The organism is Bellilinea caldifistulae (assembly GCF_001306055.1).
Taxonomy (GTDB): Bacteria; Chloroflexota; Anaerolineae; order Anaerolineales; family Anaerolineaceae; genus Bellilinea; species Bellilinea caldifistulae.
Window position 1 is genome coordinate 209738 of record NZ_LGHJ01000011.1, and the last position, 18550, is coordinate 228287.

General features: G+C 59.5%; 18 protein-coding genes, 1 pseudogene and 1 CRISPR repeat array. Of the genes and pseudogenes, 9 read left to right on the plus strand and 10 right to left on the minus strand.

Annotated elements, in window-relative coordinates:
* Positions 1-90: 90 nt before the first annotated feature.
* The 4 genes and pseudogenes from AC812_RS05555 to AC812_RS05570 all read left to right on the plus strand — a co-directional run.
* Entirely contained in the window at positions 91-810 is a 720-nt protein-coding gene (locus AC812_RS05555) for a lysophospholipid acyltransferase family protein (protein ID WP_061912831.1), read from the plus strand.
* A gap of 43 nt (positions 811-853) precedes the next feature.
* Entirely contained in the window at positions 854-2356 is a 1503-nt protein-coding gene (locus AC812_RS05560) for a M20 family peptidase (RefSeq protein WP_061912832.1), read from the plus strand.
* Positions 2356-2961: a hypothetical protein gene (locus tag AC812_RS05565; RefSeq protein ID WP_061912833.1), complete on the plus strand. Its 606-nt coding sequence runs from the start codon at positions 2356-2358 to the stop codon at positions 2959-2961. The genes AC812_RS05560 and AC812_RS05565 overlap by 1 nt, the downstream gene beginning before the upstream one ends.
* A pseudogene (locus AC812_RS05570) lies at positions 2958-4007 on the plus strand (MFS transporter); the annotation flags it as partial. The gene AC812_RS05565 and the pseudogene AC812_RS05570, both read left to right, overlap by 4 nt.
* A 31-nt stretch (positions 4008-4038) precedes the next feature.
* On the opposite strand, the gene AC812_RS18435 reads toward AC812_RS05570, so the two are convergent.
* The 7 genes from AC812_RS18435 to AC812_RS05595 all read right to left on the minus strand — a co-directional run bounded on the left by AC812_RS18435 (position 4039) and on the right by AC812_RS05595 (position 8768).
* Positions 4039-4347, minus strand: a complete 309-nt coding sequence (locus AC812_RS18435; protein ID WP_419714815.1) for a DUF559 domain-containing protein — start codon at positions 4345-4347, stop codon at positions 4039-4041.
* Positions 4236-4688 carry a hypothetical protein gene (locus AC812_RS17795; RefSeq protein ID WP_169787262.1) on the minus strand — a complete coding sequence of 151 codons (453 nt, stop codon included), beginning with the start codon at positions 4686-4688 and terminating at the stop codon, positions 4236-4238. Before AC812_RS17795 ends, AC812_RS18435 begins: the two co-directional genes overlap by 112 nt.
* A complete protein-coding gene (locus AC812_RS05575; RefSeq protein ID WP_061912835.1) occupies positions 4618-5031 on the minus strand; it encodes a hypothetical protein in 414 nt (137 codons plus the stop codon). The genes AC812_RS17795 and AC812_RS05575 overlap by 71 nt, the downstream gene beginning before the upstream one ends.
* 111 nt (positions 5032-5142) lie before the next feature.
* A CRISPR array of direct repeats spans positions 5143-5926; the repeat unit is 36 nt; unit sequence GTCTTAATGCCCTTACGGGCATTTGTTGATTCGGAC.
* 217 nt (positions 5927-6143) lie between these two features.
* Positions 6144-6887, minus strand: coding sequence for a polyprenol monophosphomannose synthase (locus AC812_RS05580; protein WP_061912836.1), 744 nt, complete (start codon positions 6885-6887; stop codon positions 6144-6146).
* A complete protein-coding gene (locus AC812_RS05585) occupies positions 6884-7753 on the minus strand; it encodes a response regulator (RefSeq protein WP_061912837.1) in 870 nt (289 codons plus the stop codon). The genes AC812_RS05580 and AC812_RS05585 overlap by 4 nt, the downstream gene beginning before the upstream one ends.
* A gap of 19 nt (positions 7754-7772) precedes the next feature.
* On the minus strand, positions 7773-8405 hold the full coding sequence (locus AC812_RS05590) for a 4-vinyl reductase (protein ID WP_061912838.1): 633 nt from the start codon (positions 8403-8405) through the stop codon (positions 7773-7775).
* A 15-nt stretch (positions 8406-8420) separates the two neighbouring features.
* The gene (locus AC812_RS05595; protein WP_061912839.1) at positions 8421-8768 is read right to left on the minus strand and encodes a roadblock/LC7 domain-containing protein; all 348 of its coding nucleotides are present in this window, start codon (positions 8766-8768) and stop codon (positions 8421-8423) included.
* Between the two features lie 352 nt (positions 8769-9120).
* Between AC812_RS05595 and hisD the strand changes: the two genes are divergently transcribed.
* The gene (hisD, locus tag AC812_RS05600) at positions 9121-10464 is read left to right on the plus strand and encodes a histidinol dehydrogenase (RefSeq protein ID WP_061912840.1); all 1344 of its coding nucleotides are present in this window, start codon (positions 9121-9123) and stop codon (positions 10462-10464) included.
* Between the two features lie 222 nt (positions 10465-10686).
* The gene (locus AC812_RS05605; RefSeq protein ID WP_061912841.1) at positions 10687-11127 is read left to right on the plus strand and encodes a GNAT family N-acetyltransferase; all 441 of its coding nucleotides are present in this window, start codon (positions 10687-10689) and stop codon (positions 11125-11127) included.
* Here the strand turns inward: AC812_RS05605 and AC812_RS05610 are convergent.
* From AC812_RS05610 to AC812_RS05620, 3 genes are all read right to left on the minus strand, one after another.
* Positions 11124-11990: a TerC family protein gene (locus AC812_RS05610; protein ID WP_061912842.1), complete on the minus strand. Its 867-nt coding sequence runs from the start codon at positions 11988-11990 to the stop codon at positions 11124-11126. The two genes, AC812_RS05605 and AC812_RS05610, sit on opposite strands and share 4 nt — an antisense overlap.
* A gap of 188 nt (positions 11991-12178) precedes the next feature.
* The gene (locus tag AC812_RS05615) at positions 12179-12931 is read right to left on the minus strand and encodes an esterase family protein (RefSeq protein WP_061912843.1); all 753 of its coding nucleotides are present in this window, start codon (positions 12929-12931) and stop codon (positions 12179-12181) included.
* Positions 12932-12940: 9 nt separating this feature from the next.
* Positions 12941-14098 (minus strand): ATP-grasp domain-containing protein, encoded by a 1158-nt coding sequence (locus AC812_RS05620; protein ID WP_061912844.1) that lies wholly within the window; start codon positions 14096-14098, stop codon positions 12941-12943.
* Positions 14099-14363: 265 nt separating this feature from the next.
* Here AC812_RS05620 and AC812_RS05630 point away from each other — a divergent pair, with 265 nt between their 5' ends.
* The 3 genes from AC812_RS05630 (at position 14364) to AC812_RS05640 (ending at position 18526) form a co-directional block, all read left to right on the plus strand.
* Entirely contained in the window at positions 14364-15245 is an 882-nt protein-coding gene (locus tag AC812_RS05630) for an EamA family transporter (protein WP_061912846.1), read from the plus strand.
* Between the two features lie 375 nt (positions 15246-15620).
* Entirely contained in the window at positions 15621-16064 is a 444-nt protein-coding gene (locus AC812_RS05635; protein ID WP_061912847.1) for a response regulator, read from the plus strand.
* Between the two features lie 5 nt (positions 16065-16069).
* The gene (locus AC812_RS05640; RefSeq protein WP_061912848.1) at positions 16070-18526 is read left to right on the plus strand and encodes an HD domain-containing phosphohydrolase; all 2457 of its coding nucleotides are present in this window, start codon (positions 16070-16072) and stop codon (positions 18524-18526) included.
* Positions 18527-18550 lie beyond the last annotated feature (24 nt).

Here is an 18550-nt window from a genome sequence, read left to right on the forward strand (position 1 = left end):
TCATTTGTGGGGCTTGACCCTGATTCTTCTACAAAAGGGCGCCACGGGTGAATTTGCATAACTTCACCCGCCGGTGATACAATTAGGCGCATGAACGCCAACATTTCCCCGCATTCTCCGGCGCAAGCTGCCGAACAACCCCCGCCGCGCCGCCGCTTGCAGCGCGCAGTCGCCTTCCTCATCCGTCACCTGACCCGCACCACCTTCATCGGCGCCGAAAACCTGCCCCCCAGCGGGGGCGTGATCGTCGCCACCAACCACATCAGCCGGCTGGATATCCCGGTGCTGTTTGTCAACCCGGTGCGTCCCGATATTACCGCCCTGGTTGCCGATAAATACCTTAAATACCCCTTCTTCCGCTGGTTTGCGGTGACGGCGGGAGGCATCTGGCTCGACCGCAGCAAAGCCGACTTCACCGCTTTTGGGCAGGCGCTGGCGGTGCTGCAAGCCGGGCGGGCGCTGGGAATTGCCCCCGAAGGCACCCGCAGCACAACCGCCACCCTGCTGGAAGGAAAACCCGGCACCGTACTGCTGGCGCACCGCGCCCGCGTGCCGATTGTGCCGGTGGGCATCAGCGGCACGCACACTGCCCTCAAAGCCCTGCTCAAACTGCGGCGGGGTGAGATTGTGGCGCGCTTTGGCAAGCCCTTCCGCCTGCCGCCGTTCTCGCGCGAAAACCGCGAAGAAGACCTGCGCCGCCAGACCGATGAGGTGATGTGCCGGATTGCCGCCCTGCTGCCGCCCGAATATCGCGGCGTGTACGCCGATCACCCCCGCCTGCACGAACTGCTCGCCAGCGGCGATTACTGACCGGCTCTCAACCGCCGCATCTTTTCCCCGGAGGTTCATTCCAATGCTGCTCCCCATTTTATTTCCCGTGCTGGCGCTGCTGATCTTTGTGGCGGCTTTTCTGCTGATTCGCACCAGTTTGTTCATGCGCCTTCCCGAACCGGTTGAACCGGTTGAACTGCCGGAAGTGGACGCCGAGATCGCCGCCGGTCATCTCTCGCTGGCAATTCGCGCAAAGACCATTTCCTACGATGACCAGCCGCCGGACGCCATGGCCTTCTACGAACTGCACCGCACCCTGGAAACGCTCTACCCGCGCGTTCACGCCACGCTGGAACGCCAGATCGTCTCCGATTTCAGTCTGCTGTACCGCTGGCGCGGCAATAACCCGGAACTGCCCGCCATCCTGTTTTGCGCCCATCTGGATGTGGTGCCGGCCGCCGAGGACAGCCTTTCTCAGTGGCAGCACCCGCCTTTCAGCGGCGAGATCGCCGAGGAGCAGGTGTGGGGACGTGGCGCGCTGGATGTCAAGGGGCAGTTGATTGCCCTCATGGAAGCCGCCGAGGGGTTGATTAAAGCCGGTTTTCAACCCGAACGCACCCTCTACTTTGCCTTCGGCGAGGATGAGGAAGCCGGCGGGCGACGTGGCGCCGCGCGGATTGCCGCTTTGCTGGCCGAGCGCGGCGAGTCACTCGAAGCCGTGCTGGACGAGGGCGGCGCCATTGTACAGGGGACTTTACCGGGCGTCGAATTGCCGGTTGCGCTGATCGGCATTGGCGAAAAGGGCTACCTGACCCTGCGCCTGCGGGTTGAGCAGCCCGGCGGACATTCGTCCGCCCCGCCGCCCAGCACCGCCATTGGCATCCTTTCGCGTGCCATTACCGCCATCGAAGACCATCCCTTCCCGGCAAGGAGCGTCTTTCTGCGCGAAACCTTCCGCGCCATCGGGGCCGCCGCCTCGCCGGCGCTCCAGTTGATTTTTGCCAACTCGTGGCTGTTTGACGGACTGCTCAAACGCCGCCTTTCGGCAGACCCGAAAACCAACGCCGCCATCCGTACCACCGCCGCGGTGACGATGACGCGCGGCGGCGTCAAAGAAAACGTCCTGCCGCCGGCCGCCGAGGCGGTGGTCAACCTGCGCCTCATGCCGGGGGATACCATCGAATCGGCCGTTGAGCATGTCCGCCGGGCGGTAAACGATCAGAATGTCCAGATTGAGGTCATTCCCCACGGCTCGTGGGAAGCCACCCCGCTAACTTCACCGGACAGCCCGGCATACGAGAGCCTCAGCCGCGCCGTGCGCGAGGTCTTCCCCGGCGTCATCACCGCCCCCTATCTGGTGATGGGCGCCACCGACGCCCGTTATTACACGGGTCTGTGTGAAAACGTCCTGCGCCTGACCCCCCTGGTGATGACCCGCGAGGATCTGGACAGCATCCACAGCATCAACGAGCGCATCAGCGTTGCCGCTGTGGGACGGATGGTGCAGTTTTACCAGCATCTGATCCGGCTGTGGTGCGGCGCTGATGAACCACGCCGACCAGAGGACGCAAACGCGGACGATTAATGATCACCACCCGCCCATTGCGCCTGACTCTGCCGCTGACGCTGGTGTTGATCGGCGTGGTGACTGCCCTTGGCCCCTCCGAACGGACGCTGGGCGCTAATTTGCGGCTGGTGTTGCTGCACGGGGCGTGGGTGTGGAGCGGCAAGCTGCTTTTTGCGGCCGCCGGTCTGTGCGGGCTGGCAGCGCTGATCCGCCCGGCTGGCTGGGCGGACTGGTCGCGCGCCCTCGCTTCCAGCGGCCTGCTCTTCTGGCTGACCTACCTGCCCATGTCGCTGCTGGTGCAGCAACAAAACTGGGGCGGCATTTTCTGGGATGAGCCGCGCTGGCGCATTCCCTTCACCTTTGGGGTGGTGGCGGTCTTGTTACAAAGCGGACTGGCGGTGCTGAATCAGCCGCGCCTGACCGGTCTGGCGAACGCCGGCTTTGGGCTGGCGCTCTGGCTGGCGCTGGGCGGCGCCGAAAACATCCTCCACCCCCAGTCGCCGGTGGCGCAGTCCGCTTCGCCCGTCATCCGGCTGACCTTTGGGCTGCTGCTGGGGCTGGCGCTGCTGACCGGCGCGCAGATTGCCGTGTGGTTTCGCTTTACCCCCCGCAAAGCCGTATGAAATCCCCGCATTCACCCGGCCTGACCCCGCAGGTAGTCCTGTTCACGCTGATTCGCAGCGTGCTGAACACCAGTTACCGGATGGTGTACCCCTACCTGTCGCTCTTTCAAAGCGGGCTGGGAGTTGGGCTGCCGGCCGTCTCGCTGGTGCTGACGCTCCGCTCGCTGATCACCTTTGCCGGGCCGTTTCTCTCCCCGATTGCCGACCGCTACGGGCGGCGGGTGAGCATGTTGCTGGGGATGGGGCTGTTCACGTTCGGCGCGCTGATGGTCGTCTGGCTGCCGGATTTCCGCGGCTTCGCCGTCAGCCTGCCGCTGATGGCCCTGGCTTACATCATTTTCCTGCCGGCCATGCAGGCTTACCTCGGCGACCGGGTGGCGTACGAACGCCGCGGGCGGGTGATGGGCATCACCGAACTGTCGTGGTCGCTGTCGTTCATCTTCGGCGTGCCGCTGGTGGGGGCGCTGCTGGGGCGCAGCGGGGCGTGGCAGTCGCCTTTCCTGCCGCTGGCGCTGCTGGGCGGGGTGAGCCTGCTGGCGTTGTGGCGCATTCTGCCGGCCGACCGGCCGGCCGGTCAGACCGGGCCGGCCGCCGCTGCCTCCCTGCCGCTCGGCCGCCTGGTGCAGTCGCCCGCGGCGCGCGCCGGCCTGCTCACCTTTTTGCTGTTGACGGCCGCCAACGAGACGGTCAATCTGGTGTTCGGTTTGTGGCTGGAGCAGCGTTTCAACTTTCAACTGGCGGCGCTGGGAGCCGCCGCGGTGCTCATCGGGCTTTCCGAGATGGGCGGCGAGGGGCTTTCGGCCTGGCTGGTGGACCGCCTGGGCAAGGTCTGGTCGGTGCGCGCCGGACTGCTGGTCAACCTGCTGGCAGCCGGGGTGATGTACGGGCTGGGCGGCCAGGCCTGGGGCGCCCTGACCGGTCTGTTTTTGTTTTACCTGTCGTTTGAGTTTTCGCTGGTTTCGCTGCTGCCGTTGATGAGCGAAACCCTGCCCGAACTGCGCGCCACGGTGATGGCCGGTACGCTGGCGATGGGTGCGCTCGGCCGGGCGGTGGGGACTCAGCTGGCTCCGCTGTTGTTCAACGGGGTGGGCATGGGGGGAAATTTGCTGGCGGCGCTGGCGATGAACCTGCTGGCGTTCTGGCTGGTGCAGCGGGTGCAGGTGCGGGTGGCGGTTCGCCCGCCCGGTAAAACGGCTGGGGACTACGCCTGACCCGTCCCGGATGCGGACTGCCGTCCCCTTCGATGACCGGTCGGCGGCGCGCTGCGCCGAAATCTACACTGAATTGACCGCTGGGATGCTGGACGCGGCAATGCGCACCCAAGCAGCGGTGAGCGCGTAGGTGCGCCCGTAAACGCCGTTCGGCGCGGGTGAGGTTTTGACGCAGGCTTTTTGCTCGCTGGCGGGTAACCGGCGGGGTGCGGGGCACATGGCAACGGCAGGTTTGGGCAAAAGTTTTGATTGTGGGAAGGGGGTTGTGCTTTGTGCGGTGTGGTTGAAGGCGTCCCCCTCGCGCCTGCGGTCGCTTGCGGCGGGCAGGGGTAATTGGTTCGGGCTGCCTCCTCCCCCTAATAAAAAATCGCTTCTGCGATTTTGGGGAGGCGCAGGAGGGGGTGGGGTATTAATGCCCTTACGGGCATTTGTTGATTCGGACGCGTCACGTCTCTGACAGCCAGCGGCGCAGGCGATGAAGACCTCGTATAAGTCGGTCGATGAAATCTCCTTCATTTTCAGTACCTCCTTCTTCTGGTGTATTTTGTTCTTGCTCTTCTGTTTCCTTTTCCGCAGGAACTTCACTTTGTTTTGGATAGATTCGATCCAGCAAATTGTTGTATAAGCACGCCAGGGAGTGATATTCGGTGAGAAGGCGTGAATATTGCGGCCACATCATTCTTGCATCAATGGTTGGCGAGCCCCTGCCAGACCACTGCATCGCAAAAATGAACTGGTAGTTGGACAATTGTTCCCTAAGCTCAATGAGCCTGTTCTCATATTTGTGGAGAAACAAGCCGTACTGTTTGAAGTAATAGTCCATTATTTCCTGGGAGATGTAGGGGTTGTTTTCCGTCATTTGCGGCCTCCATTTCCGATCGGAAATCGGGCGCCCGATTGTTCGCGCGCCAGTTTATCCACGATGATATTGTTGCCGGTGTGGGCTATGGTGTAGCAAAACTCGACCTCGGTCTTAATGCCCTTATGGGCATTTGTTGATTCGGACTGAGCAAAATTGTTTTACCCCCTGACCTAACAATCAATGCGTCTTAATGCCCTTACGGGCATTTGTTGATTCGGACTTATGGCTGAATACGAAATACTTGATGATTTTGCAAAGGTCTTAATGCCCTTACGGGCATTTGTTGATTCGGACGGAGTCAGCAGATTTATTGCTCCACAAAACACTGGTAGGTCTTAATGCCCTTACGGGCATTTGTTGATTCGGACTCAGGGTAAGACACACGGAGACAGAACCAGGATACGTCTTAATGCCCTTACGGGCATTTGTTGATTCGGACCAAACTGGGTTATCGCTTTTTTTGCGTTAATCGCATTCGTCAGTCTTAATGCCCTTACGGGTATTTGTTTATTCGGACCTTGTTAAGATACCTCTCCTCCCCCCGTTGAAAGGCTGTCCGTCTTAATGCCCTTACGGGCATTTGTTGATTCGGACGATATTCGGAGAAGAACGTTTCAACAGACTATATCAGGGTCTTAATGCCCTTATGGGCATTTGTTGATTCGGACAATCGAAACAACCTTCTTGTTATCCGTACTACTGTTATTCCGTCTTAATGCCCTTACGGGCATTTGTTGATTCGGACTCCGGAATCGGCCGCAGCACAGTCGGTCGGGGGCGCTCCGTCTTAATGCCCTTACGGGCATTTGTTGATTCGGACTGTTCAATGAAGTCTGTGATTGGAGCAATCCGCGAGGTCTTAATGCCCTTACGGGCATTTGTTGATTCGGACTGCTGACTCGCTCCTGCTTTTTTCGGAATTTTTCCGATACTTATCCGAACCGTATGCCACCATACTATCATTTTCTGCGCTAAAAATCAACCATTTCTGGCAAAAAATTTCCCTTTCCGTACAATTTTAATCTTTGTTGCGTACCCCCCTCCTGAAATTGGTATTTTTTCGGTGGAATGGAGAGGGGGTACACATAATCTATGCGCAATTACTCCCCTCACGGGCTGGCCAGCGGACGCTTCTGGCGCAGGTCACGGTACAGCCACAGCAGCAGCCACGTCCGGTAGGCGGCTTCCACCTGAATCCGCAAGGACATCTTCGACTGCCCCCAGCGCCGGTCGGCAAAGTGAATCGGAATCTCGCGGGCGCGGAAGCCGAGCAGATGGGCGGCGTAAATCATCTCCACCTGAAAGATGTAGCCGTTCGAACGCACCCGTTCGAGCGGCATGCGTTTGAGCGTCTCGCGCCGCCACAGGCGAAAACCGCCGGTCACATCCCGCACCGGAATGCCCAGAATGGTGCGGGCGTAAAAATTGCCGAACGCCGAAAGCCCCCTGCGCCAGAACGGCCAGCGTTCGTCCAGGCTGCCGCCCGGCACATACCGCGAACCCAGCGCCACATCGCACTCTTCCAGCGCCTGCGCCAGTTCCACAATCTTCTCCGGCGGGTGCGAAAAGTCGGCGTCCATCTGGCAAACCGCCTCGGCTCCCAGGTTGAGGGCGCGCTCAAAGCCCTGGATGTAGGCGCTGCCCAGCCCCAGTTTGCCGGAGCGGTGCAGCACGGACATGCGTCCGCCGGAGCGGGCGGCCAGCCGCTCGGCAATCTCGCCGCTGCCGTCCGGGCTGTTGTCGTCCACAATCAGCAGCGAAAGTTCGGGCATCGGCAGGCTGAACAGGCGCTCGGTCAACACGGGCAGGTTTTCGGCTTCATTATAGGTGGGGATGACAACGGTAATTTTCATGGCGCGGGGGATTGGACAAGTTGCTGAAGGGCAGTGCGCACCTGCCCGGCGGTGCGCAGCGGTGAGCCCGGCTGGGGCTGCCATTCGCGGATGCGCACGCCCAGACCGTGCTGGCGGAACACGCCCCGTTCGCGGTCTTGATCGCGGTAAAAGTAATCGAAGGACTGTTCCAGCCGCTTTTGGGCGCGTTCGGCAAAGGCGGCGCGGCTTTCAAAGCGGGCGATGATCAGAAAATCGGTCGGCGTAAGATGGCCGAGGAAGAACTCGGCGCGGCTCATCTCGCGGGTCAGGTCCTGCAGCATCAGCCCCAGGGCGCGCAGCAGGTCATCCGAGGCAACAAAGCCGTACACCTCGCGGAAGTGGTCGAGATTGAGGATGGAAACGACAAACAGGGCGGCGGTCGGGTCATCCAGCCAGGCTTGCAGGTGTTCGTCCACCAGTGCGCCTTCGGGCAGACCGGTGACCGGGTTGGTCAGGCTGCCCTGACGGGCGCGGCGCAGGGTATTGCGCACCCGCAGGCGCAGTTCCTGAATATCGAAGGGCTTGGTGATGTAGTCCTCGGCATTGAGCTGCAAGCCGCGCAGCCGGTCGCTGCGTTCGCGCCGCTCGGTCAGAAACAGGATGGGGATATCTTTGGTCTTGCGGTGTTCGCGCAAGCGGCGCGCCACCTCAAAGCCGTCCACATCCGGCAGGCGGATATCGAGGATGATCAGGTCGGGCAGGGTGGATTGAGCAGCCTGCAAGCCGTCTTCTCCCCAGTGGACGGCGTGGACTTCGTACCCCTGCGATTGAAAATAGGCGCTGAGCATTTCCGCCACATCCACATCATCTTCGACAATCAGAAGGGTCGCCTTTTCGTCTTCCACGGGGATGCCGTCCGCTGGTTCAGGAAATCGGTTCTTTGAGGATCACAAAATTGCAGGTTTCATCACCCACCGAGCGGGCGGTGGTCTGGGTCACGCGGAATTCGTGGCCGCCGGAGACCCATTTGAGGCCCTCTTGCAACAAACCGGTGGCGATGAAGCAGGCCGGTTTATCGGTGTGCCGCCCCCAGCAAACCGGGCAGCGGTGGATGATGTAGACAAAGTGGTCGTCCTTTTCTTCCACCGTGCTGAGTTGATCGCTGGTTTGGGTGAAGATGCGCGCCATGGCGGGCAGGCCGATGCGCAGTTTGGCGTGGAGGGGCAGGACCTTAAAGGCCAGGTCGCCGACTCCGGCCAGCGCGCCGAAGTTGCGCAGGGCGGCATCAAAGGTTGCCCGTCCGGCGCGCAGAGCCAGCCCGCGTCCGCCGCGCGGCCCGTACATCTCTTCCAGTGCGCCCTGAATGGCGGAAAAATCGGCAAAATCGAACTGGCGCTCCAGATTATCGGGCGGGTAGTTGTTGATCAGGTGCGGCAGGCCGGCCAGGTTGAGGATGGCGTTCAGGCCGTTCTTGCCCATCACCTCTTCGTAGGCGAGGATGGCAATCCGCGCAATTTTATTGGGGTAGTAGAGGCCGCTTTTTGGGATGGGTTCCATGGTATTTGAGCGCCTTTAGATGAGTTTGGCAAGGTCTTCGGCGGCGCGGCGCATATCCAGCAGAATCAGCCCCAGTTTGGCCTGTTCGCGCGCCAGGGTGGTCAGCACGGCTTCTTCCCCCACCGCCATCAGCACCACATAGCCCTTCTGCCCGCGGATGTAGACCTGCTCAATTTCGCCGCGGCCGAGTTCGCCGGCAATGCGCTCGCCGAGCGCCAGCATGGCCGCCGACATGGCCGAAACGCGGTCTTCCTCCACCCCCTGGGGCAGGGCCGAGGCAATCGAAAGACCGTCAATGCTGACGACGGCTGAGGCTTCGATATCCGGCGATGAAGCCTGCAATTCGCGCAGGCGGTCAACCATCAATTGGGTACGCGATCGTGTCACGGTGGAACTCCTCAGAACAAATCCTCTTCTGACCGGCACGGTCAGAAAGGTTATTAATTACTTTAGCATAGGGCTTAAGCAGTGTCAAGCAAAGCGACTTTTTAGTTTTGAAAAGTGGGGCGATCCCAAAATTTGACAAATCCGCCGGGGTTGTGCTAAACTAGCCCCATGATGTTCCCGCACAGCCACGCCCACGCTCATCATCCCCCCGTCCGCTCGGCGGCACGGCGGGTGCGGGCGTTCTGCGGGAGTTGATTTTTTCCGCCCGTCCATCCAATCCCCCGTGCCGCGGGGGATTTTTTTTATATTCTGACCGGAGGTATCTGTCATGTCTTTACCGATTTACGATTCCGAAACCGCCCGCCGTACCGTTTTGCTGCGCCGCCCGCCGGACGAGGTCAGCCTGCCGGCCGCCGTGCAGGAGCGGATTGCCGCCCTGTTCGGCGAACCCCTGACCGCCGAGCAGGCGGTTGCGCGGATTGTGAGCGATGTGCGCCGGCGCGGCGATGAGGCGCTGCGCGAGTGGACGCGCAAACTGGATGGCGCCGACCTGAGCGGCGGGCTGCAAATTCCGCCGGAGGACTGCCGCGCTGCGCTGGACTCTCTGCCGGACGATCTGCGCGCCGCCCTGCAAACCGCGGCGGAGCGCATCCGCCAGTTTCACCGCCGCCAGCCGGCCCTTTCGTGGATCGAGCAGAATCCGGAAGGCACGCTCGGCCAGTTAATCCGCCCGATTGAGCGGGTGGGTGTGTATGTGCCGGGCGGCAGCGCGCCGCTGCCCTCCTCGGTGCTGATGTCGGTCATCCCGGCGCGGGTCGCCGGGGTCAGCCGGGTGGTGGTCTGCACGCCGCCGGGGCGGGATGGCAGCGTCAATCCGGTCATTCTGGCGGCTTGCGCGCTGGCGGAGGTGGATGCCGTCTACCGGCTTGGCGGGGCGCAGGCGATTGCGGCAATGGCATTCGGCACGCCCGGCCTGCCGGCGGTGGATAAAATCGTCGGGGCTGGCGGGCTGTTCGTCACCCTTGCCAAACGGCAGGTGTTCGGCGTGGTCGGCATTGAGGGACTGGCCGGCCCCACCGAAACGCTGGTAATTGCCGATGAAAGCGCCAACCCGCGCCGCGTGGCAGCCGATTTACTGGCCCAGGCCGAACACGACCCGCTGGCAACCGCTCTGCTGCTGACCCCCTCACGCCGGCTGGCCGAGGCGGTTGCCGCGCAGGTGGATGAACTGCTGGGCGATACGGCAGCCGACCGGCTGGAACGGGCCGAAATCATCCGCGCTTCGCTGGCGGCGCGCGGCGGGGCGGTCGTCACCCGCGATCTGGACGAGGCGGTGGATTTGTGCAACGCTTACGCCCCCGAACATCTCAATCTGGTGGTGCGGGACGGCTGGGCCTGGCTGCCTAAAATCCGCAATGCCGGCGGGGTGTTCCTGGATGAGGATTCGTGCGAGGTGATGGGCGATTACATCGCCGGGCCAAGTCACGTGATGCCGACCGGCGGTTCGGCGCGCTACGCTTCCCCGCTGAACGTGTGGGACTTTGTCAAGATCGTCAGTCTGGTGGGGCTGAACCGCGCCGCGGTGCAGCAGCTCAGCCCGCTGGCTGAACGGCTGGCGCTGGCCGAGGGACTGGGCGCCCACGCCCTGGCGGCCCGCCTGCGCAAAGGGTGAGCGGGAGGTTGCCACGCCGCTTGCGGCGGTTCGCAATGACATGCCATTTTTAACGCCATTCCGAGCGTCAGCGACGCTTTACAATGCAGGGGAGTCTCCCGCCCCGCCAATCTCCCCTCTCGCCACCCCAACGGCTCTGCGGGAGATTGGCGGAGCGGGCGGGGTCGAACTTGTGCTACAATAAAAAAAGCCAGCATCTGCGTTAATTCACCGGAGGTTTTGATGATCGAAATCCGCTCCCCACAAACCCGCGAGGACTTCAAAGCCTACTACGACCTGCGTTACCGCATTTTGCGCGAACCGTGGGGCTTGCCGCGCGGCACCGAAAAGGACGACTACGAGCCGATCAGCCAGCACTTCATGGCGGTAGATACGCAAACCGGTGAGGTCTTGGGGGTGGTGAAGTTATTCGAAAAAGAACCGGGAGTGGGCTGTTTTTCGCATCTGGCGGTAGCCGGCAAAGCCCAACGCCGGGGCATCGGTAAAATGTTGATGGACGCCGTGGAACAAGCCGCCCGCCAGCGCGGATTCAAAGTGTTGGGCTGTCAGGCGCGCCTCAACACCACCGATTACTTCAAGAAATTCGGCTATCAGATTGCCGGCCTGCCGACCCAGTACTTCGGCACCACCCAGGTGGTCTGGATGGAGAAAAAACTGGACTAAACATCCACCGAGGGCTGGGCACGCTTTGAGCGCCGGAACAACAGACCCAACAGCCCGCCAATTGGCACCAGCAGCCAGTTGATCAGCCCGTTGATTAACCCAAATCCCTGGCTGAGCCACACCAGCACGGGGCGCAGAACCACCTGCAGAGAGTGGAAACGGTCGTACGCCAGCGCAATCAGAATGGTCGCCACCGAAATTCCAAAGCGCGCCCAGTCGGAAAATTCCATCACCCCTAATTCTTCCAGCACCAGTTCAATACCGATGTTCAACACCAGCACATAGGCGGCCGCTTTCAGCACCGGGAAGCGCAGCACAACGCTGCTGAAAATGCCCGCCGCAAAACGCATCACCAGAATGCCAATGAACACCCCCAGCATCACCACCCACAACTGATCCGACAGGGAAACCGCCGCAACCACATTATCCAGACTGAAAGCCAGATCCATTAACTCCACATTCAGGACCGTGATCCAGAAACCGGTCTGTTTGACCTTGCGCAGCCCGTCATCATCGGCTTCATCGTGGTGACCGGCTCCTAAATCGTCCAGCGCCAGTCGAATCAGGTAGGCGGCGCCGATCAGTTTGAGCCACGGGTTGCGAATGATGTAGCTGGCTGCCAGCAGCATCAGCCCGCGCCCGATGTAAGCGCCCAGCAGACCGGCCCGCAAAGCGCCTTCGCGCTGATGTCCGAGCGGTTTTTCCAAAATCTTGCCCAGCCAGCTCAGGGCTTTTGGCCACGGAATCGGCTGATCGGACGGCAGCACCGATACCATTGCCCCCAGCACGGCTGCATTGTCAATCGAAAGGATGCCTTCCAGAAAAATCAATTGCAAAATAATGACAATGAAGGAAAAATCCACTGGTGTGCTCCTTGCGTTTTTTTTCCGCAGTTAAGAACAAAAACACCCCTCTCCCCGCCGGGAGATGTCATCTGTGATTGCGGGTGTTGGAAAGAAGGGGGAATGGACTGCTTTTCTGTTTATACCACCATCTGAGCGCTGTGGTTAAAAATTAAGCGGATTATCGTTTCGCATCAGGATAAAAAGCATTATCCGCGCTGTTGATGTTCGGTCAGTTTTCCCAGAAAGTAGGGCAGCATCTTGCGCCACCACGGCCAGTCGTGGTTGACATCGTGTCCCCACAGGTCAATCCACGCCGGGATTCCTTTGGCTTCCAGAATGCCGCGCAGGACGGCCAGTTCGGCGTTCATCTCCTCCTCCCAGGCACCTTGCCCGGCACACAGGATGATCTGACTGCGGCGGTACTTTTCCAGGTACCACTCATCGCTCAGGTTGGGCAGGTACAATAACGGCGAGTTGAAGTAAACCCGCTCATCCACGTAATCACCCACGAACAAACGCAGGCTGAATACCCCGCTCAGGCTGATGACGCTGTCGAACACATCCGGGTGGCGAAAGAAGAAGTTGGCAGAATGATAGCCGCCCATGCTGCAGCCGGTGGTCAGCAGCAGCGCCTCTTCGCCGCAGCGCTGGCGGATGAACGGTACAACCTCGTGGATGATGTAGCGGTCGTAATCCTCATGCCGCCAGCCGCGGTCGTAGGGATGGGCGCCCCAGTTGCACCACGATTGATTATCCACACTATCCACCGTGTAGAACTGGAACAACCCCTGTTCAATGAACCAGCCGGCCGCCTCGATCATGCCGAAGTTTTCAAAGTCGTAAAACCTTCCGCCCATCGCCGGGAAGACCAGAACCGGCTTGCCGGCGTGTCCGTAAACTTTAAATTCCATGTCCTGATGGAGGTTCTCGCTCCAGTAGCGGTGATATTCAATATTCATGGGTATCTCTCAGACCTGCTCGATGATGTAACTGGCAATCTCGATCACTTCTTCCTCATAGGGCGAGCGCACGATGAAACCGTAATCGCCGATGGCGGCTGCAAACGCCCCGTCAATGACGCCGTGGTAAACCACCTGCTGAGGAAATGCCGCGGTAATTTCATCAATCGAGCGGCGGTAAGGGATGGCGTTGCGCCGTCCCACATACGCGCAGGCGTACGGGCGGGTGATTTCGGCATCGAAGCGATTGTTGACCACCACATTGGCGTATTCGTAGAACACATCAATGTCGTTGGCAAAGTTGAACATATCGGTGGTCAGGCCGCCCGGCGGGCGCATGTTGACTTCCAGCGGACGCAAACTGCCATCCGGCGTGCGGAAAAATTCAAAGTGGAAGAAGCGTTCCTGTAAGCGGTACATCGAAACGATTTTGCGCCCGGCGGCTTCGACATCCGGCTCGATCTGGCGGGTGATCAGGTACCAGAAACTGGTCTGGTTGTTGACAATGTCCATCACGCTGCCGTAGCGCATCGAAGATGAGAACACAATTTTGCCGGTCTGATTGGTCAGGCCGTCGAAAGTCACAATCTCACCCTCGATTTGTTCTTCCAGCAGGTATTCCACCAGCGGTTTGCGGGCAAAGAAGTCCTCCAGGTCGCGGCGGCTTTGCAGCCGGTAGGTTTGAAAAGCGCCGACCCCAATATCCGGTTTGGCAATCAGCGGAAAGCCCAGCTCATCCGCCAGGGCGTGGGCTTCCTGAAGGGTGTGGCAAATCCGCCCGCGGATGGGTTGCAGACCGGCTTTGGCAAACATTTTTTTCATTTCCGACTTGCGTTTGATGGCCGGAATGTGCTCACTGCGCAGACCGCGGATGTTGAAGTCGGTGCGCAGTCGCGCATCCGATTCCAGCCAGAACTCATTGTGTGATTCGAGCCGGTCAATTTTGCCGTAACGGTGGGTAAAGTAGCCCACCGCCCGAATGAGCTGGTCGTAATCCTGGGCGTTCCAGACGTGGTAGTACTCGGTCAGCGTGCTGCGGACTTGCGGGCGAAGTGAGTCCCACGGCGCATCGCCCAGCCCCAGCACATTCACCCCAAAACGGCGCAGGTTGGCCCAAAAAGGCAGGTAATTGGGCGGGTAGTGGGGAGAAAAAGCGATGAAGTTCATGGATAACTCCGTTGACGCATCATGAATAATTAGACATTTTAAGGAAAAAAGATTGAAATTTCAAGCAGATTTACAGATTGCTTGTATGGTCTTTTCGAGACATACCCAACCCTCAGCCCGTCCTTTTTAAAAATTAAGAGCAATTTCCTATCCTTTACCTGAATTAATCCAGAAGGATGTCTGACATTCTTTACGATATAATAATACGGAAGTACCTTTTCCCTTCCCCACCCCATTCATTCCTTCTTTTACAGAGGTAACGGTCATGATTTATTTATGGATTGTTTCTCTCTTGTGGGCGTTTTCGTTTGGATTGATCAAGGGTCAATTGACCGGGCTGGATGCCAGTTTTGTGGCGTTTGCCCGGTTGCTGCTGGCGGCGCTGGCCTTTTTACCGTTTTTGCGCCTGCGCGGGGTTGACCGGCGGCTGGCCTTGCGGCTGGCGCTCATCGGTGCCGTTCAGTACGGGTTGATGTATGTGACCTACATCTACTCGTTCCGCTTTCTCAAAGCCTACGAAGTGGCTCTGTTCACCATTTTTACGCCGTTGTATGTGACGCTGATCAACGACGCCTATCGCCGCCGGCTGAACGGGTTCAGTCTGCTGGCAACCGTGATGGCGGTGGCCGGTACGGCTATCGTCCAGCAGGCTAATTTGCTCAGCCCTGACCTGACGCGCGGCTTTTTGATTGTGCAGATCAGCAATCTGTGCTTTGCGCTGGGTCAGGTCGCTTACCGCGAGGTGATGCGCCCTCATCCTCAACTCAAGGATGGTCAGATTTTTGGGCTGCTCTATCTGGGCGGCACACTGGCGGCCGGCCTGCCGGCGCTGTTCACCACGCCCTGGGCTACGCTGACCCTGCTGCCCAATCAGATGCTCACGCTGCTGTATCTGGGTGTGGTTGCCTCGGCGGTGGGCTTTTTCCTGTGGAATGTTGGGGCGCGCAAGGTCAATGCCGGGACGCTGGCAATTTTCAATGACCTGAAAATTCCGCTGGCGGTGGCGGTTTCGCTGGTTTTCTTCGGCGAGCAAGCCGATCTGCCGCGCCTTTTGATCGGCGGGGTAGTTGTCCTGCTGGCGCTGGCGCTGAACGAGTGGAATGTGCGTCGGCGCACTCCTCTGCGGATGGCGGCTTCGACCGATTAAACTCAATCGGGCGTGGAAATGGTTTGGGAATGTCGAGTAAGGTGGTGGCGGGTTTGCCAGTCCAGGGGAACACATAACTCCCCGCCTCCACCACCGGCCTTACGGGAGATTGCCGCGCTCGCTTGCGCTCGCTCGCAATAACGTAAACCCCTTAATGTCACCCCGAACGGAGTGAGGGGTCTCCCCGCCGGTCTTGCGGGAGATTGCCAAGCCGCCTGACGGCGGCTCGCAATTACATGCCCGCCGAATTGACCGGTTAAATTAATTTGAATTTCAATTCTCCCCGGTTTTATGCTATGATTTACAAAACAGGCTTTGTCGGTTGGGGGTGACCTTCCGGCAAGGTGAATTGAACTGGCGGGAGGGTTTCCCCGAATGACATTATCCGTTCCTTTTCGTCCCATTTTGCTGGTCGAGGATAACCCCATGGATCTGGATCTCACCCGGCGGGCTTTCAGTCGCCGGCGGGTGCTGAATCCCATTGAGGTGGCGCGGGATGGCGAAGAAGCGATTGACTGGATCCGCCACTGGGACGAAGGCGCGCCCATCCCGGTCCTCGTCCTGTTGGACCTGAAACTGCCGCGGGTGGACGGGCTGGAGGTGCTGCGCCGCTACAAGGAACATCCGCTTTATCGCTCCATTCCGGTGGTCGTGCTTACCACCTCGGAGGAAGACCGCGACATCGAAACAGCCTACCGCCTGGGAGCGAATTCCTACATTGTCAAACCGGTGGAATTTGAAAAATTTGTGGAGGTAGCCGCCCAGATTGAGGTGTACTGGACGCTGCTCAACCAGCCGCCGGCCCTGCGGAGCGTTTGAGAAAGATGATTGGCGGTTCAGGTGTTCTTGCCAAAAGACCTGTGCGGGTTTTGTACGTCGAAGACAACCCGCAGGATGCCGATTTAACCGTCCGCTATTTGAAAAAACACGCTCCCTTTATTCAGATAGAGGTTGTCGTTTCTCAAAAAGGGGCGTTGGAACTACTTTACGAACAGCAGCAGCCCTGCAATCTGGTCTTGATAGACCGCAATCTTGCCGATGGGGATGGGCTTTCACTGCTGGTTAAACTGCGCAGCCTCAACCTGCCGGTAGCCATTGTGATGGTCACCGGCGGCGGGGACGAGGAAACCGTCATTGCGGCGCTGAAAGCCGGAGCGGATGATTACATCATCAAGCGCGATGACTATCTGGAACGGCTGCCGACGGTGATAGAAGCAGCCCTGCAGCATCACCACCAGCAAATCAGCCGCTATAACCGTCCGTTGCGGGTGCTGTATGCCGAACATCATCCCGCCGATATTGACCTGACCCGCCGCCATCTGGAGAAGAACGCCCCCTACATCACCCTCGAAGTGGTTAACACCGGCCAGCAGGTTTTGGAGGCGCTGACCGACGCAAACCGGCTTAACCGGCCGGATGTCCTGCTGATGGATTATCAGTTACCCGGTGGACTGAATGCACTGGAACTGATCAAAGAGATACGCGAGGTGCGCCGTCTCGCCATCCCCATTGTGCTGGTGACCGGTCAGGGCGACGAGATGATTGCACTGCAGGCTTTGCGCCTTGGCGTACAGGATTACATCCCCAAAACCGAGCATTACCTTGACCGCCTGCCCTACGCCCTGGCGGATGCCTATCACCGCGCCCGTCTGGAACAGGAACATGATGCTCTGCGCAGCAGTGAAGAACGCTTCCGCTCTCTGTTCATGGATTCGCCGGTAGCCATGCTGGAGCAGAATTTTGCGGAAGTTAAACGCAGTCTGCTGGCGTTGCAGCGGAACGGGGTGAGCGATGTGCGGAATTTTCTGCTCCAACATCCTGAAATCGTCCGGGATTTGATGGATCAATCGGTAATTGTGGCATACAACCGGGCTGCGCTGCGGCTTTACGGCGTAAATGAGGAAAACCCGCCGCAATCGCTTGGAGAATTGCTCGACTTTGAAGCGGTGTGGCAGGACTTTATCATCGAACTGAGTGAAATTGCCGCCGGACAGGCTCACTTTCAGCGGGAAACTTCCGACATCCTGCCGGATGGACGTTGCATTTTCATCAACCTGCATTGGAACGCCCTCGATGGTTATGAAGAAACCCTCGAACGGGTGATTGTCGCGCTTGAAGACATCACCGAGCGTAAACTGGCCGCCCAGCGCATAGAGCGTCAGCTGCACCAGTTGGAAGCCCTGCGCACCATTGATGATGCCATCAGCTCAAACCTCGATCTGAATCAAACCCTGCAAGTCCTCATCCAGCAGATGCGCAGCCAGTTGAATCTGGATGGGATTGGCGTGCTGCTGTACGATCCGTTAGAACAGAGCCTGACCTACGCGGCCGGCAGCGGGAGCGGAGTGGATTTTCCGCTTGGACTGCGTTTTGATTACCGGCAAAGCCTTTCCGGCAAGGCCATTGAAGGCAACCGGGTTTTGCCCGCCTGTCCGCTGCATGAGCAATGCGACTGCTTCCCGGACGCCTTGAATGAATTTTTAGACCGCCTGCGAGCGGCCGGTTACCACACGATGATGGCCATTCCGCTGGTAACCAAAACCAGTCCGCAGGGAGTGATTGAACTGTACCTGCGTTCCGCACCGCCGACGGACGCCGAATGGCTGCAATTTTTACAGATGCTCGCCGGACAGGCGGCGATTGCCATCGAAAATGCGCGCCTCTATGAGGATGTTCAGCGTTCCAACCGTGATCTGCTGCAAGCCTATGACGCCACCATCGAGGGCTGGACTCGGGCGATTGACCTGCGTGATAAGGAAACCGAGGGACATACCCAGCGGGTGGTGGAACTGGTGATGCGCCTGTGCCGCAAGGCCGGCCTGAGCGAGGAACTGCTTGTTCACGTCAGACGGGGCGCTTTGCTGCACGATATTGGCAAACTGGGCATCCCGGATGCCATTTTGCTCAAACCCGGCCCGCTGACGGATGAGGAATGGGTCATCATGCGCCGCCATCCGCTCTATGCTTATGAGATGCTTGCGCCAATCGAATATCTGCGCCCGGCGCTGGATATTCCCTACTGCCACCACGAGAAGTGGGACGGCACTGGCTACCCGCGCGGTTTGAAGGGCGAGCAGATTCCGCTGGCGGCGCGCATCTTTGCGGTGGTGGATGTGTGGGACGCGCTGACCTCCGACCGTCCCTACCGGCCGGCCTGGTCAAAAGAGCGGGCGCTGGCTTACATCATTGAGCAAACCGGCCGACACTTTGACCCGCGGGCCGTTGAACTGTTCCTTAGAGAGTTGGGGTTAGAGGGTGCAGCGGGGAATGAGGGGCAGTAATCCATCCTGGCAAAAGGGATTTGC

Bases quoted from the DNA above. Each gene is read 5' to 3' on its own strand.
- AC812_RS17795 (WP_169787262.1), bottom strand. From the start codon at position 4,688: ATGAAGGAGATTTCATCGACCGACTTATACGAGGTCTTCATCGCCTGC.
- AC812_RS05590 (WP_061912838.1), bottom strand. From the start codon at position 8,405: ATGGAACCCATCCCAAAAAGCGGCCTCTACTACCCCAATAAAATTGCG.
- AC812_RS05555 (WP_061912831.1), top strand. From the start codon at position 91: ATGAACGCCAACATTTCCCCGCATTCTCCGGCGCAAGCTGCCGAACAA.
- AC812_RS05620 (WP_061912844.1), bottom strand. From the start codon at position 14,098: ATGAACTTCATCGCTTTTTCTCCCCACTACCCGCCCAATTACCTGCCT.
- AC812_RS05580 (WP_061912836.1), bottom strand. From the start codon at position 6,887: ATGAAAATTACCGTTGTCATCCCCACCTATAATGAAGCCGAAAACCTG.
- AC812_RS05575 (WP_061912835.1), bottom strand. From the start codon at position 5,031: ATGACGGAAAACAACCCCTACATCTCCCAGGAAATAATGGACTATTAC.
- AC812_RS05630 (WP_061912846.1), top strand. From the start codon at position 14,364: ATGATTTATTTATGGATTGTTTCTCTCTTGTGGGCGTTTTCGTTTGGA.
- AC812_RS05565 (WP_061912833.1), top strand. From the start codon at position 2,356: ATGATCACCACCCGCCCATTGCGCCTGACTCTGCCGCTGACGCTGGTG.
- AC812_RS05595 (WP_061912839.1), bottom strand. From the start codon at position 8,768: ATGGTTGACCGCCTGCGCGAATTGCAGGCTTCATCGCCGGATATCGAA.
- AC812_RS05635 (WP_061912847.1), top strand. From the start codon at position 15,621: ATGACATTATCCGTTCCTTTTCGTCCCATTTTGCTGGTCGAGGATAAC.
- AC812_RS05605 (WP_061912841.1), top strand. From the start codon at position 10,687: ATGATCGAAATCCGCTCCCCACAAACCCGCGAGGACTTCAAAGCCTAC.
- hisD (WP_061912840.1), top strand. From the start codon at position 9,121: ATGTCTTTACCGATTTACGATTCCGAAACCGCCCGCCGTACCGTTTTG.
- AC812_RS05615 (WP_061912843.1), bottom strand. From the start codon at position 12,931: ATGAATATTGAATATCACCGCTACTGGAGCGAGAACCTCCATCAGGAC.
- AC812_RS05640 (WP_061912848.1), top strand. From the start codon at position 16,070: ATGATTGGCGGTTCAGGTGTTCTTGCCAAAAGACCTGTGCGGGTTTTG.
- AC812_RS05560 (WP_061912832.1), top strand. From the start codon at position 854: ATGCTGCTCCCCATTTTATTTCCCGTGCTGGCGCTGCTGATCTTTGTG.